Origin of the sequence: Anaerosporobacter faecicola (genome assembly GCF_012070565.1) — a bacterium.
Taxonomy (GTDB): domain Bacteria; phylum Bacillota; class Clostridia; order Lachnospirales; family Lachnospiraceae; genus Anaerosporobacter; species Anaerosporobacter faecicola.
Genome location: NZ_JAAQRO010000042.1, coordinates 56,650 through 70,640, shown reverse-complemented (window position 1 = coordinate 70,640; position 13,991 = coordinate 56,650). Strand labels below are relative to the sequence as shown.

Sequence of the window (13,991 nt, the reverse complement as noted above, 5' to 3'; positions counted from 1 at the left end):
GAATCAATGGCTTTATTAACGGAAAATGATATCCGTAAGCTGTTCAATGAAAAAGTTTTAATGGAGAAGGGGGAGTTTTTCCTTGAGAAGGATATGATACTCACCCCTTCTGCAAAAACCTATCTTGCGGATAAGAATATCATCATACGAACAGACCATATCGAACCAACAAAAATGAATACAGGGAAACAAACAGATGTTAGGATTACAGATGAGAGAAAAATGGAACCAACAAAAGAAAATGTAGACGAAGTATATGAGACCTTATTTGGTATAACCATGAAGGAAAAACCAGAGCATATGACCCACCTAAGAGGAAATCTTTTAGTATTCAAAGATCATCCCCGTATCGCTCTTCGTGGTGCCATTGATTTTTTAGAGGCTCAAATTATCTTGACACAGATCATTGCGGGAAAAGAAGGAGCAACAAAGCTTATTGATGATCTAGAAGAAATTATTCGATTTATAAGAAAATTACTACGGAGTGAGATAACAGGTGATCCCATTGTTGAGTTCTCTTTGCAAGGTCTAAGTCCAGCAGATATAAGAGAACAGTCCTATCATCCAAGTAAATACTTTGGAATAAGACATTTTTTACCTTCCTATAAACAAGGAGAGATGGTAGCACACCTGAATCATCTACGAACCTTGACTCGAAAAACCGAGTTAATTGCATTCCGTGCGTTTCGTTCGGAGGATAATAGAGTCGATCGAGTTGATATTATTCGAGCATTTAATCGGTTATCGTCATTATTCTGGATTATGATGTTCAAGTATATGACAGGAAAATATAAGGAATAGGATATGAAACCTAGACATGTTAATGAAATACATGCGAGTACGCGTGTGCAAATAAAAAACGATAAATTGAAGTAGGGAGGAGAACGATGAATACTTGTGATATAGAAACAATCGTAGAGAGTGTGATCAGAGAACTACAAGAAAAAGTATTTGTCATGGTGGAAGCATCTGGTCGGCATGTTCATCTTAGTCAAAAGGATCTGTACGCCTTGTTTGGCGAAGGGTACCAATTAACACCTGTAAAAGACCTTTCGCAGCCAGGACAATATGCATGTGCAGAGCGAGTGACCATCACTGGACCAAAAGGTTCCATGAAAAATGTTGTCATACTGGGACCAACTAGACCAGAATCACAGGTTGAGATTTCTCTAACCGATGGATTGGCTTTAGGTATAAAAGCCCCGGTACGATTAAGCGGTGATATTGATAATACACCAGGAATCGTCATTACAAATCCAGCGAATGGAAGGAGCATCACTCTTGATCGTGGACTCATTGTTGCCAAACGACATATTCATATGTCAGAAGAGGATGCCAAACGGTATGGGGTAACCAATGGACAAATAATCAAAGTAAAGGTATTTGGTGAACGTCCTGTGATACTAGAAGACCTAGATGTACGAGTGAATAACAACTTCCGTACGGCAGTGCACATTGATTATGATGAGGCAAATGCCTGTGGTTATGGAAAAAATACCAAAGGACTTTTATTATCATAATCTGAGGGAAAACAATGGAAAAAGACAGATTAATAGAAGAAATAGTTTCTGAATTGCTGAATCGACTGTCAAAGGAAATGTGGAAAACTGAAAATAAAGGTTCCTTACGAGTGTGTATCATTGGAGAGTGGAAACAACCATACGCAACATGTCAGGATTTTGAGCGGATTCCCTTATCTTCATATGACCCGGAAGAAGATGAGATACTAATAACAGCAATGTCACCATGTATGATGGCTAACCTTGCCAATGGAATCGCACAAAGCACCGAGGAAAAGATGATTCAGATGCGATTACTACAAGGAAAGAATGTCTATGTATTACGGGATGCTTTTCTATACCAGCAATACAAGAAGACAGCTTTTAAAGCATACTATCATCTTTATCAGGATTATGAAATAATGCTCTGTAACTATGGTTTACAGATCATCGATGATGTGAGTGAACTTTTACAAGAAAGAGGAAATAGGCAATATCAATTTTTAATGAATTCATGTAAAATAGAACCAAAAGCACTGCCAAAGAATAAGATTGGTCGAGTTGATTGGAGAAAAAAACATCTTTTGTTGGAAAAAGATTTTGTAAATGGAAGAATTGACACCTCACGGATTGTATGGATTTCACAAGATTGCATTATTACACCGATGGCAAGAGATTATATAAGGGAGCATCAGATCCAAATAGAACGAGGATAACGGAGGCGACAAAGATTGGAACTTGGCAAAGTGGTAGGCAGTGTTTGGGCAACGAAGAAAAATGAGAGTTTGAATGGCTTAAAGCTGATGATTATAAAAAGTATTGATGAGAAAGAAGATGAATCAAATCGGGTTACAGTTGCTGCAGATATTGTTGGTGCCGGAGTTGGAGATACTGTCTTAGTTGTCCGAGGTGGATCTGCACGTTTTGCGATTCAAAGCTGTGATACTCCTATTGATGCAGCAATCGTTGGTATCGTAGATTCGATTGAAGTGGAGTGTAAAAGGTAAGTCTTCACACAACAATCTGTAAGCACATAATCGGTAGACTTTTGAAAGGGCATGGCTAGTAACATGAGTAAGAGTATCGGAGCTTTGGAATTTCAAAGCATAAGCAAAGGAATGTATATTGCAGATGCGATCGTAAAAAAAGCAGATGTAGAGATCCTCTATTTTCGAACCATTTGTCCAGGTAAATTCTTAGTGATCATATCAGGAGATGAGGACGCGATAGACGAAGCCATTGATTGTGGTGAAGATTTAGCAGAGAAAACACTGGTAGATAGTTTTCGCGTCCATAACGTGTCACCGGAAATTATAGATGGGTTTCGAAATCGATATAACCGACCGAGCTATATCGATGCAGTTGGAATCATTGAAACAAGAAAAGTGTGTACAGGAATTCGAGTACTTGATCTTGTTCTGAAGGCAGCGGATGTTTCACTGATTAAGATCTATATGGCATTTGCAATAGGTGGAAAATTGGTTTTTCTGGTGACAGGTTCTGTAAGTAGCATTGAATATGCTTTCCAGGAAGGAAAATCACTATTAAGTGAATATGAGAGTGCGAATATCGCAATCATTCCATCTCCAAGTGAAGAAGTTTTACAGCAGTTGGTGTTTGGAAAGAAGGAGGGAAATGAATGAGCGTTAATGAAATAATTGTTTACATTATGGTTGTTTTCGCTGTACTTGGTGCAATCGACCGTATTATTGGAAACAAATTTGGTATTGGTGAAAAATTCGAAGAAGGTATTCTGGCAATAGGTTCTCTTGCAATTTCCATGGTTGGTATTATAGCTCTTGCACCAGTATTGGCAGACCTTTTAAAACCTATAGTTGTACCAGTATATAGCTTCTTAGGAGCCGATCCTGCCATGTTTGCAGGAACCATTCTAGCCAATGATATGGGTGGTGCACCATTAGCACAAGCCTTGGCATTAAGTGAAGAAGCAGGTAAATTCGGTGGATTGATCGTGGGAGCGATGCTTGGACCAACGATTGTATTTACCATTCCAGTAGCACTTGGAATCATTGACCCTGGTGATAGAAAATACCTTGCAACAGGTGTGTTAGCTGGTGTTGTTACAATTCCAATTGGGTCTTTTGTTGGTGGTTTAGTTGCAGGATTTCCTATTACGATGGTTCTCTTGAACTTGATTCCAATCATTATAATTGCTGTCTTGATCGTACTTGGTTTATTAAAATTCCAGGAAGGTATGATTAAGGGATTTACGGTATTTGGAAAAATCGTTGTAGCGGTAATCACGATTGGTTTAATTGCTGGTATCGTGGAAAAACTTACGGGTATAGTAGTGATCAAAGGAATGAATCCATTAAGTGAAGGATTTGAAATTGTTGCAGATATCGCAATTGTATTAGCAGGAGCATTTCCACTTGTTTATGTCATTACAAAAGTTTTCAAGAAGCCATTGATGGCACTTGGTAAAGTATTAGGTATGAATGACGTTGCAGCAGCAGGTTTAGTTGCAAGTTTAGCAAACTCCATTCCAATGTTTGGTATGATGAAAGATATGGATGATCGAGGAAAAATCTTAAATGTTGCATTTGCTGTATCTGCGGCATTTGTCTTTGGTGATCATTTGGGATTCACAGCAGGCTTTGACTCTACCATGATCGTACCAATGATCATCGGTAAATTAGTAGCAGGTGTTACTGCAGTAATTGTTGCAATGTTTATTGCAAACAAGACATTAGGAAAAAAAGAAGCATAACATTGTCATTTTCGCATGATTAACGCATGAAGGGATGAGTCAAAAGAAATAGGAATAAGAAGGAGTACAGTGAGCATGGAAGTAAATCGTAATGCAATAGAGTCAATGATTCGTGATATATTAAATGAAAAATTATCAGGTTTGGCTAGCGGCAATGGATTAGACTGTAATAGAGAAAAAACCAGAGAAGGTGTAATTGGTGTTCATGTTCCAAAGATTCGTGTAGGTGAAGAGGATCGTATGGATACAGGAAAACCTGGAGATGTCGTTTATACCAAAGATCTATTTTCTTTGGAGGAAAGTCCTAGACTGGGTTGTGGAATTATGGAGATGAAGGAAACAACGTTTGATTGGACATTGAATTATGATGAAGTAGATTACGTGATCGAAGGAACCTTATCCATCATCATTAATGGAAAGAAGGTTGTAGCTGGTCCGGGAGAATTGGTGTTAATACCAAAAGGATCTTCCATCAAATTCTCAGTACCGAATTATGCAAGGTTTATCTATGTTACTTACCCTGCTGATTGGGCAAACCAAGGATAGTATTTTGTGGTATGACATAGCTTGAGCAGAAGAACAGTACTTTATTTACGCGAGCAACGAGCCAAAGTCCAAGTTTACTTGAGACCTTGGCGACTGCCGCGATCACTTGATAAACTCGCAAAGCGTATTTATTATGGTTGATTAGAAACAGAAATTCGGAATTCTTTTGGTGTTAATTTGTATTTCTCTTTAAATAATTTATTAAAGTAGGAGATATTATTAAATCCCGTTTCCAGTGCTACCTCCATAATCGAATGATTCGTTGTACATAATTTTCTGGCAGCAACATCTAGACGATAGTTGTTAATATATTCAATACAGGTAACACCTAGATACTTTTTGAAAAAGCGCATAAAATGGTATTCACTGAAATTCAACTGTTCAGCCATGTCTTTGACGGTCAATTGTTCTGTATAGTTTTCTCGTATATATTTTAGAATTGTTTTAATTTTCCCAGTTACGGCATCATCAACATTGAGTGGATCGGGAATCTCCACTGGAATGTTTGTAAAAAGCGTATGTAGAAAAAGAAAGAGGTATCCTTTTAATTCTAGTTCAAATCCCTTCTTCTTTTCCATATAGGTGTTGGTGGCTTTTAGATAATATTCCTTCAACTCTTGGTATCCAGGCATGTTAGGCTTTATGATAGTAGGAAATGTAATCTTATTATCTGATATCGGGTTTATGAACTTAATTGAACAGCTGTCATGAATGGTGTCAAGCATGGACATGTTTATGACGAAAGTTTCTCCTGTAAAAGTTTCCTGTTTGTAAGGGGTACAAGAGTGCAAAACATATGGATTCATGATAACCAGATCCCCTTCAACAACAGGGAAGTCTTTTAGGTCGATTCGAAACATACATTTACCATGAGTAGCAAGCGTAATTTCTAATTCTTCATGCCAATGTAGATTTGTGAAAATGTCGGGTACTTTGGTATGATAAAGCTTAATCGGAAGTAAATAGCTTCCATGATTTTTATTCTCATGTAAATTCAAGTATTCTTGTAAGTTCATATTTTACCATTTCCTTTTCATATAAAGTAGCAATATTGTATTATAAAATATTTATATTATGAAAGAAAATCCTTTCCCTATGATTTATAATGTTAGTAATCCGATGTAAATACATAAGAAATTATGGATTTACCAATTGGAAGCATCTATATTTATTATAAATGTCTGAATAAAAATTTCAAGTGTATCCCTGCATTTGACAAAATGATTTTCTCAAGTGAGTGGTTTAATATCTTATGTCCCTCATAATACGATATATTGTAACAATTTGTATACTTACAATAGGAATGTCATTTATATAATATAGATGATTCTATGGCGGATACTTGTATCCAAAAGGGGCTTCACTAGTTGATAGCCCCTTCCTTTTAGAAAGTTGTGTTGATTTTTATTCAAAGAGGTTTCTTTCTACTGTATTTATCGATATTGATAATGTAAAAAGCCCGTCAAATCCCTACTGCATTGACGTATGTTATAAGGGATTTGTCGGGCTTTCATTATTATGGTAAGATATATGGCTCTGTATAACTTAATACATATTTGTCATCGCCTTTTTGTCCAACCTTTAGAGAATCACCAGATTGGAAATCTGTTTTCTTAATAGATAAGGTGCTTTCGTCCACGTAGGTGGTTTCTAACTCAGAATCATTGAAATACACTTTACTATATTCTGTAAAGTTGGTTCCTTTGATATATGTGACATCTCCACCATTGATAATACCATTTACAGTAATTGGGGTTATTCCCATCTGTAAATCTGTTGGGCTGTATGGATTTTGCCCATTGAAGATTGCCTGATCGCCATAGAGCATATCATATTGTAACAATTTAAGTTCATCTAAGTAATTGTCCGTATTGACTTCATTTTGGTGAAGTTTGTTTATATATCCATTATCAATGTTAAGTCGTTTCAAGATGGAAGAGCCTAATTGGTAAGCTTCCATATCCATATCAATCTCAGGAAGGTTCATGTTATCCCAGATTACATAGGAGGTCTGGTAGATGTCACCATTTTTTAGGTCGGTAGGTTCAATACCTAGAGTTGGTAGATGATCTCCATAGAAAACCAAAACAACATCTTCATCGATTTTTTCTAATTCTGTGATCAGTTTACCGATCATGGCATCCATTTCATGAATTTGATTTACATAGTATTCAAATGGACAACGGTCATCTTCACTGATTCCATTTACAGTGATTGCACCAATACCAGGGGTATAGCCCTCTTTTAATGTGTATTGAGGTGGTTGTGCTGTACTTGAACCAGATAACATGGCGCTGTCTTGTACATTGAAGTCGTCTTCGCTACCAGGATATTTGCCATGACCCTGTACAGAGATGGTATAGATGAAATCTTGACCTTGTGTAGAGTTTAATGTATTCATGATTTCATCAATTAGTACGTTGTCTTTTGCCCAACCCATAGGGTTTAATTCAACATTGTGCATATATTCGATGGAAGTAAAGGTATCAAAACCAAGGTTTTTGAAAACCTGATTTCTACCATAGAAAGTACCATCATTATTATGAATGGCATGTGTACTATAAGCAAGTTCCTTTAGATCATATGCTATACTTTCACAAGTTTTTTCTTTTAAAATGGTTTTATATGGATACTCTCCAGGTCCGAAGAAATCCAAATCCATGCCAGTGATCATTTCAAATTCGGTATTGGCAGTACCCGCTCCAACAGAAGGAACATTTACGAATCCGTGGCTAAATTCTTGCTGAAGAGCATGGTAGTTAGGAAGTGGATCTTCTGAATAGGTATAGTTTTTCATTAACGTTACATCATAAAGAGATTCTAGCTGTATCATAATGATGTTTGGTGTCTTTTTTTCCGCTTGCTCAACTTCAGGTTGTGTAGTTAATGTATCAGTTGCTAATTCTTCCATCTTTTCTTCTGAATAGTCTTTTGGTTTATCAATTCCCGTATTAACTAAACTATTCGTAAAACAGTATACAAAACCATAATCTTTGAATGCATCAGCTAAATTACCAAAATTCTTTGCAAGTGCATGGGTTTGAATTCCTAAATTAGTCATTAGTAAAATAGAACCAAACAATAATGCTAAGCAAATCGCATTACGAATACGGGCGATACGCTTTTTGAATTTCGGAGCAAAGATGAATAACAAGATAACGGCGATGATTACCACAACTGCCGCAACGATTAACAAGGTAATTTGAAATTTTGTAAGGTAAATGTCGATCATTGGTATTGCTTCATCCATTAAGGATAGATCAACTGCTGTAAATGGTGTAACACGGAAAGACAATAACACTGCGTTCGTAATTCCAAATGCAATCCAAATTATAGATACAATCGTAACTACAAAACATCTACGTTTTACAAGAAAAGCGATGGACAAGGTGAGTAATACGATTGCTGAATTATAAAAAAATACAAATGGATTGGTAACGACATGTTTGAGTGCTTCGAGTAGAGAGGAACGGTTTAGAATTTCAATGAATAGGTTAATGGCCAATGCCAATAAGACATAATGGCTTAAATTCTTCCAATCCTCTTTTGGAAAAAGTTTTTTCAATTTCTGTAGCATGGTAATCCTCCTCATTTTCTGTACCACATGGTGGTACGATCCCCCTAAGTATCTATATAAATCTAAAACCAAATACACAAACCGTTCACTATAAAGTAATAAACTTGTTAAGTTTGTGGTAGGTAAATTACAAGATAAAAATATTTATCATTTTTCAAATATAAGAAAAAGGACAAATTCGATGAATTTATTAGCGTTCGCCGTATTATGATATAACATTTTACAAGGATTTTCAATGTTAAAAACAAATAAAATTTTGGTAAATTTGAGCCTTTTTTTAGATGCTTTATGTAAAGGAAAACTTTTGTGTCAACCATGGTTTTCGTTAGAGCATCATGGTATAATGAGGGAAAAGAAATATCCTTCCTAAGTCAAGTTACTCGATCTTCTAACCAACCAAGGGGAAAGGAGAAGTATGAGGCGTAGGAAGAAGGGAAAAACAAGAGAAAAACACAAGAAAAAAGGAATAAACAAGGAGGAAGCCATATGAATATAGCAGTTAGTGCATGTTTACTTGGAGTGGATTGTCGTTATTGTGGTGACAGTTGCAAAAAAGAAGAGATTATACAGTTAAAGGAGAAACACCATCTTGTACCAGTCTGTCCAGAGCAACTAGGCGGATTACCAACACCACGTGTTCCTTCAGAACGAAGAGGAGAACAAGTTGTGGGAAAAGAAGGACAAGACGTGACGAAAGCATTTCACAATGGAGCAGAACAAGCGCTGTATATAAGTAAATTATTCGATTGTAAAGATGCCATATTGAAAAAGAATAGCCCTTCCTGTGGGTTTGGTATGATTTATGATGGAACATTTACTGGAAACAAAGTTCCTGGGAATGGGGTGACAGCTGAATTATTCTGTGAGAATGGAATTCAAGTATGGAATGAGGAGAATTATAAGGAAAAGTTCAAATAAAGCCCCATCACATAAAGCAATAGAATAATAACACAAACTTCGCCTTTGAATGTTTTGAATGAGTAGATGATGAAAGGTTTTGATGTGCGAAGGTTGAGATAATAATAAAAACCCCTTCTTAAGTATGAATATATATCTTGCTTAAGAAGAGGTTTTTGCTATTTCCCTTTATGGAAACAGCTGTGTCTTATTCAAAAGTTGGGGAACTTTTAAAGAACTTATTTGTTATTGCACATTTCACATGCAACTTGAGCTGCAAGTTTTGCATTGTTGTAAACAAGTTGGATGTTAGATTTTAAACTATCTCCACCAGTAATTAATTGAATTTCATTTAGTAAGTAAGGAGTTGTTTCTTTTCCTTTGATACCTAATTCATTCATTTTCTTAATTGCTTCGTTGATTGCATTATTGATTGTATCATAATCCATTGCATATTCTTCTGGAATTGGGTTTGTTACTAACATACCACCACGTAATCCAAGATCTAATTTTGCTGTAAATGCATCTGCTAATTCTTTTGGTGTATCCATACGATAGTCCACTTTGAAACCACTCTTTCTTGTATAGAAAGCAGGAAGTTCTTCTGTTTGGTATCCAAGAACAGGGACACCTTTTGTCTCTAAGTATTCTAATGTTAAGCCAAGGTCAAGAATTGATTTTGCACCAGCACAAACAACCATAACGTTTGTCATTCCAAGTTCTTCAAGGTCAGCAGAGATATCCATTGTAGTTTCTGCTCCACGGTGAACACCACCAATACCACCTGTAGCGAAAATCTTAACACCTGCTAATGAAGCAAGGATCATTGTAGTTGCAACTGTAGAAGCGCCATCTGCACCTTTTGCTACAAGAATTGGAATATCACGACGGCTTGTCTTTGTTACCGCTAAACCTTTCTTTCCTAAATAATCGATTTCTTCTTTGGAAATACCAACTTTTAATCTACCTTTAATGATTGCTGTTGTAGCAGGAATAGCACCATTATCACGGATGATCTTCTCAACTGCAAGAGCAGTTTCAACGTTTTGAGGATATGGCATTCCGTGAGAGATAATTGTTGATTCAAGAGCAACAACTGGTTTTCCTTCTGCAAGTGCTTGTTGTACTTCAGGTGCGACATCTAAATATTTATTTAATTCGTTCATTTTGATAGCCTCCTAGCTTTATCTTTGATTGTTGTGCATCACCAGTGCATGACTGGTTTCTTTTGGGTGAGTTACTATATCTTCATATCAATTCTGGCTCTAGTAAGAGCAGCCTGAATGGTAAGAGATTCGTTAATCGTGTTTTTGCCTTCACAGCAGATACTTGATGTAGCAAGTCCTAATTGAGTGCTTTCCGTAAGCGTAAGTCCATTGAGATATCCCCATGCAATTGCTGCCATGAAACTATCTCCTGCGCCAGTTGTATTCACCAAATTAGTCTTCATACATGGCAATAAAGCAGACTCTGTCTTATTTGCACAGAATACGCCGTCTTTGCCAAGGGAAAGAAAGACTTGTTCAATACCAAGATCAAGAAGGTATTTGGTTGCTTTTTTCATGCTTTTTTCATCTGTAATTGGTATGCCAGTTAACAATTCTGCTTCAATCTTGTTTGGCTTAATGGAATGAAAGCGTCCAAGAGAAGTAAGAAGTTTTCTAGCTTTTGTTGTAGACACTGGATCAACAAAGATTGGTACGGTACAATACTGAGCCAAATAATTGATCGCGCCCTCAGATAAGTTTGTATCGATGATACAGATGGATGCATTATTAATAATGTCCATTTTACTGGAAATATAATCAGGAGTTAAGTAGCGATATATTTCCATATCAGACACAGCCAATTCCATATCACCATCATCTGAAGTAATAAACAGATAACTTGAGGTAACACCATTTGGAACAGTTAATGAATTGGTCGTATCAATTCCAAGATCCATGCAATTTTTAGTAATCTTTTGTGCATTCAAGTCTTCGCCAAATGCAGTGATTAACTTTACATTTGAACCAAGAAGACGCAGATTGTGAGCGATATTTCTACCAACTCCACCAAATGTCATACGTACTTGTCCAGGATTGGAATCCTTATAGATCAGAGGATTATATGGCCTACCAAAGATATCCATATTCACGCCACCAATCACAACAGCGTAATTGTTCTTTTGAACAATATAGCCTTTTCCAAGGATTAAACCCTTCTTCATTAAGTTGGAGATATGAACTGCAACAGAAGAGCGGGTAATACCTGCTAAATCAGCTAATTCTTGTTGTGATATTAAGGGGTTTTCTTCAATCCATTCTAACAATTGTTTCTCTCTTCGAGTCATGTAAGATTGTACCTCCTAAATATTTGCTTACTCAAGCAATCTTATGTTTATATTATGGAGCATAAAGGAGAAAATGTCAATAAATTTTTGGAAAAAATTCCGCAGTACAAAGAGGTTTATTCCATTTGTATTTTAGATGCATAAGTGTGTTTTTTTATATGATTATAAGGAGAAGAGTGGTTATGATACTTGTAGTGGTCATGTACGATCAATTACAAGGACAGTTATAAAAAATTATAAAAAAAAGTCTTGATATCACTGTAAATACAGTAAAATCAAGACTTTTTCATTCTAGTATGCAGTTGATGGGACTTGAACCCACACTCCCTTGCGAGAACATGAACCTGAATCATGCGCGTATGCCAATTCCGCCACAACTGCATAGGATTGAATCCGTTGTTGCAAATAACAACAACGATATTATACCATAACCCAAAGAAAAAGCAATCTTGTTTTTCATAAAATTCAAATTTTTTCTTCAATTGGTTAGAATTTTTTCTGAAATTGTGGTAAAATTATGAGATAAAATAAGTAAGAAATGAAGCTATAATGTGTTGCGTTTTACAAAGGTTCTTAATCTTGAGAAAGGTACGGTGGTCATCATGGGGAAAAAGAAAAGAGAACATATCGTATTCGATCAGACATTGAAACCAAAGAAAAGTATTCCTTTTCAAACCGTGAATCGACAACAGAAAGGAAGAACAAATGGAGTTAATCGGAAGGGGTAATACAGCAGAAGTTTTTGCTTTGGATGACAAGAAAGTATGGAAAGTGTTTTATGAAGGTTTTTCGGAATGTACGATCAAAGGTGAGTTTGATAATGGAATGATTGTACAAGAATTTCAGTTGCCGATACCCAAAGTTTATGAATTGAGAAATATGGATCAACGAATGGGGATCATATATGAACGGTTATATGGAACGACACTACTGGATTTGCTAACAAGTGGAGGCGATGTAAACTACATAATGGACCAAATGGTTGACCTTCACAAACTGTTGTTAGCTTGTCATACAAGAAAAGGTAAGTCATACAAGGAGAGTTTGCGAGGGTTCATCAGAAATCGGTTACCAAAGGATGCACCTCTCTGGAATGAAATTGATGCGCTACCAGATGGAGATACCATTTGCCATGGGGATTATCATCCAGGTAATGTGTATCAATGCGAGAATGGAGAATGTCGGATCATTGATTTTATGAATATCTGTTATGGACCATGGCAATACGACGTTGCACGTAGTTATTTTCTATTAACAGATGGGGAGTTACCAGAAGATGTTCCGAATAAGGAAGAACTAATGCAAATGCGAATCCTGTTGGGAAAGATGTATCTAAGCAAGATGCAAGTTTCGCTAGAGGAATTAGAACCATATATCCATGTTATTCGAGAATGTCGTTATTATGAAATACACTAAATGCATAGAATCAAAGTAAATTGGTAAATATATGTCTTATTGAGAGATTTCTACTTAGTAATCAAGGAATTGGCGATGACGGGACTTCCTAAAGTTCTGCCATCGCCTTTGAGAATGAGGAAAGAAGGGAGACATATATGGAACAGATCAATTGTCTGAATTACTGTGATATTATGCAGGAGTTGGAACAAGAAGAGACGATAGAGACTGTGGTCAAGGAAGCCGCTCATAAGGCTGGATTTGAGCATGTAGAGAGAATCTATATCGGCTCTTATTTTTGTGCGCAATATTTTATCCATATGAAAGATTCTACAGTTGAACAAGTAATGGCATATGCGAAGCATATGGGAATTCGAGTTACCTTAGTTATACCGATTCTTCCACAGAAAGATTTAGAGGAAGGAAAGAAGAAGGTGGAAGGATATGTAGACTATTTTGAAGGGAATATGGACGAGATTACCGTGAATGATTATGGTATGCTTTCCTATATTCATGAAACATATGATGTTCGCTTGAATATGGGGCGGTTATTCATGAAGGATTATAGAGATCCTCGATATCCGAATTTTTTTAAGACAGTTTTACGACCAAAAATCTTTACAAGATACCTTACCCACCTAATTGAAGAATACCAGATTGATGGTATGGAGTTCGATCGGACAAACATAGCTGTTAATTTGGAAAAGAAACCAAAAGGAATCGTTATTGGAATGCATACCCCATTTTGCTATATGACGGTAGGGCAGATCTGCGAATATGCTTCCATTAATAAACAGTTAGAGAAGAAATTCCGACCAAACCAGGGGTGTGGGAAAGAATGTCAGGATACGATAATTCACTATGATTTGCAGGATGACAGGGAATGGATCCGTGTTGGACGTGCAGTTTATTTTGAAAATCAAGAGTGTGATATTGAAGGAATCCATAAATATCGAAATATCTATTTCCCAGTAAGATTGGAGAAATTCGTGTAAAGTAAGGAGTCATTCACAG

15 protein-coding genes and 1 tRNA gene are annotated in these 13,991 nt (G+C 36.4%); 11 read left to right on the top strand and 5 right to left on the bottom strand.

The genetic code is table 11. The features are described 5' to 3' along the window. Nucleotides 1-6 precede the first annotated feature (6 nt). From HBB17_RS17395 to HBB17_RS17365, 7 genes are all read left to right on the top strand, one after another. On the top strand, nucleotides 7-801 hold the full coding sequence (locus tag HBB17_RS17395) for a cobalamin adenosyltransferase (RefSeq protein ID WP_167958762.1): 795 nt from the start codon (nucleotides 7-9) through the stop codon (nucleotides 799-801). Nucleotides 802-887: 86 nt separating this feature from the next. Then, nucleotides 888-1,520: an ethanolamine utilization phosphate acetyltransferase EutD gene (gene eutD, locus HBB17_RS17390; protein ID WP_167958761.1), complete on the top strand. Its 633-nt coding sequence runs from the start codon at nucleotides 888-890 to the stop codon at nucleotides 1,518-1,520. A gap of 14 nt (nucleotides 1,521-1,534) precedes the next feature. Beyond that, entirely contained in the window at nucleotides 1,535-2,215 is a 681-nt protein-coding gene (locus tag HBB17_RS17385) for a hypothetical protein (RefSeq protein WP_167958760.1), read from the top strand. Nucleotides 2,216-2,230: 15 nt separating this feature from the next. After that, nucleotides 2,231-2,506, top strand: coding sequence for a EutN/CcmL family microcompartment protein (locus HBB17_RS17380; protein WP_167958759.1), 276 nt, complete (start codon nucleotides 2,231-2,233; stop codon nucleotides 2,504-2,506). A gap of 63 nt (nucleotides 2,507-2,569) precedes the next feature. Next, on the top strand, nucleotides 2,570-3,142 hold the full coding sequence (locus HBB17_RS17375) for a BMC domain-containing protein (RefSeq protein ID WP_167958758.1): 573 nt from the start codon (nucleotides 2,570-2,572) through the stop codon (nucleotides 3,140-3,142). After that, nucleotides 3,139-4,230 (top strand): ethanolamine utilization protein EutH, encoded by a 1,092-nt coding sequence (gene eutH, locus HBB17_RS17370; protein ID WP_167958757.1) that lies wholly within the window; start codon nucleotides 3,139-3,141, stop codon nucleotides 4,228-4,230. The genes HBB17_RS17375 and eutH overlap by 4 nt, the downstream gene beginning before the upstream one ends. A 75-nt stretch (nucleotides 4,231-4,305) precedes the next feature. Beyond that, nucleotides 4,306-4,776, top strand: a complete 471-nt coding sequence (locus HBB17_RS17365) for a cupin domain-containing protein (RefSeq protein ID WP_167958756.1) — start codon at nucleotides 4,306-4,308, stop codon at nucleotides 4,774-4,776. Nucleotides 4,777-4,907: 131 nt separating this feature from the next. Here HBB17_RS17365 and HBB17_RS17360 read toward each other — a convergent pair whose 3' ends face one another. After that, nucleotides 4,908-5,792, bottom strand: a complete 885-nt coding sequence (locus tag HBB17_RS17360; protein WP_167958755.1) for an AraC family transcriptional regulator — start codon at nucleotides 5,790-5,792, stop codon at nucleotides 4,908-4,910. A 500-nt stretch (nucleotides 5,793-6,292) separates the two neighbouring features. Further along, nucleotides 6,293-8,353 (bottom strand): sulfatase-like hydrolase/transferase, encoded by a 2,061-nt coding sequence (locus HBB17_RS17355; protein WP_167958754.1) that lies wholly within the window; start codon nucleotides 8,351-8,353, stop codon nucleotides 6,293-6,295. A 486-nt stretch (nucleotides 8,354-8,839) separates the two neighbouring features. On the opposite strand from HBB17_RS17355, the gene HBB17_RS17350 reads away from it, so the two are divergent. Further along, nucleotides 8,840-9,271, top strand: coding sequence for a DUF523 domain-containing protein (locus HBB17_RS17350; RefSeq protein WP_167958753.1), 432 nt, complete (start codon nucleotides 8,840-8,842; stop codon nucleotides 9,269-9,271). A gap of 218 nt (nucleotides 9,272-9,489) precedes the next feature. On the opposite strand, the gene HBB17_RS17345 is transcribed toward HBB17_RS17350, so the two are convergent. From HBB17_RS17345 to HBB17_RS17335, 3 genes are all read right to left on the bottom strand, one after another. Beyond that, complete coding sequence (locus tag HBB17_RS17345; protein ID WP_167958752.1) at nucleotides 9,490-10,416, bottom strand: pseudouridine-5'-phosphate glycosidase; 927 nt, start codon at nucleotides 10,414-10,416, stop codon at nucleotides 9,490-9,492. 74 nt (nucleotides 10,417-10,490) lie between these two features. After that, nucleotides 10,491-11,582: a PfkB family carbohydrate kinase gene (locus HBB17_RS17340; protein WP_167958751.1), complete on the bottom strand. Its 1,092-nt coding sequence runs from the start codon at nucleotides 11,580-11,582 to the stop codon at nucleotides 10,491-10,493. A 297-nt stretch (nucleotides 11,583-11,879) separates the two neighbouring features. Continuing rightward, nucleotides 11,880-11,963 (bottom strand) — tRNA-Leu (locus HBB17_RS17335). Nucleotides 11,964-12,133: 170 nt separating this feature from the next. Between HBB17_RS17335 and HBB17_RS17330 the strand changes: the two genes are divergently transcribed. The 3 genes from HBB17_RS17330 (at nucleotide 12,134) to HBB17_RS17320 (ending at nucleotide 13,972) form a co-directional block, all read left to right on the top strand. Next, nucleotides 12,134-12,310 carry a hypothetical protein gene (locus HBB17_RS17330; protein ID WP_167958750.1) on the top strand — a complete coding sequence of 59 codons (177 nt, stop codon included), beginning with the start codon at nucleotides 12,134-12,136 and terminating at the stop codon, nucleotides 12,308-12,310. Continuing rightward, entirely contained in the window at nucleotides 12,288-12,998 is a 711-nt protein-coding gene (locus HBB17_RS17325; protein ID WP_167958749.1) for an aminoglycoside phosphotransferase family protein, read from the top strand. The genes HBB17_RS17330 and HBB17_RS17325 overlap by 23 nt, the downstream gene beginning before the upstream one ends. Before the next feature lie 137 nt (nucleotides 12,999-13,135). Continuing rightward, the gene (locus tag HBB17_RS17320; RefSeq protein ID WP_167958748.1) at nucleotides 13,136-13,972 is read left to right on the top strand and encodes a hypothetical protein; all 837 of its coding nucleotides are present in this window, start codon (nucleotides 13,136-13,138) and stop codon (nucleotides 13,970-13,972) included. Nucleotides 13,973-13,991 lie beyond the last annotated feature (19 nt).

Coding starts and splice junctions, on each gene's coding strand:
- HBB17_RS17355 (WP_167958754.1), bottom strand. CDS start 8,353: ATGCTACAGAAATTGAAAAAACTTTTTCCAAAAGAGGATTGGAAGAAT.
- HBB17_RS17375 (WP_167958758.1), top strand. CDS start 2,570: ATGAGTAAGAGTATCGGAGCTTTGGAATTTCAAAGCATAAGCAAAGGA.
- HBB17_RS17320 (WP_167958748.1), top strand. CDS start 13,136: ATGGAACAGATCAATTGTCTGAATTACTGTGATATTATGCAGGAGTTG.
- HBB17_RS17395 (WP_167958762.1), top strand. CDS start 7: ATGGCTTTATTAACGGAAAATGATATCCGTAAGCTGTTCAATGAAAAA.
- HBB17_RS17350 (WP_167958753.1), top strand. CDS start 8,840: ATGAATATAGCAGTTAGTGCATGTTTACTTGGAGTGGATTGTCGTTAT.
- HBB17_RS17340 (WP_167958751.1), bottom strand. CDS start 11,582: ATGACTCGAAGAGAGAAACAATTGTTAGAATGGATTGAAGAAAACCCC.
- HBB17_RS17360 (WP_167958755.1), bottom strand. CDS start 5,792: ATGAACTTACAAGAATACTTGAATTTACATGAGAATAAAAATCATGGA.
- HBB17_RS17325 (WP_167958749.1), top strand. CDS start 12,288: ATGGAGTTAATCGGAAGGGGTAATACAGCAGAAGTTTTTGCTTTGGAT.
- HBB17_RS17345 (WP_167958752.1), bottom strand. CDS start 10,416: ATGAACGAATTAAATAAATATTTAGATGTCGCACCTGAAGTACAACAA.
- eutH (WP_167958757.1), top strand. CDS start 3,139: ATGAGCGTTAATGAAATAATTGTTTACATTATGGTTGTTTTCGCTGTA.
- HBB17_RS17385 (WP_167958760.1), top strand. CDS start 1,535: ATGGAAAAAGACAGATTAATAGAAGAAATAGTTTCTGAATTGCTGAAT.
- eutD (WP_167958761.1), top strand. CDS start 888: ATGAATACTTGTGATATAGAAACAATCGTAGAGAGTGTGATCAGAGAA.
- HBB17_RS17365 (WP_167958756.1), top strand. CDS start 4,306: ATGGAAGTAAATCGTAATGCAATAGAGTCAATGATTCGTGATATATTA.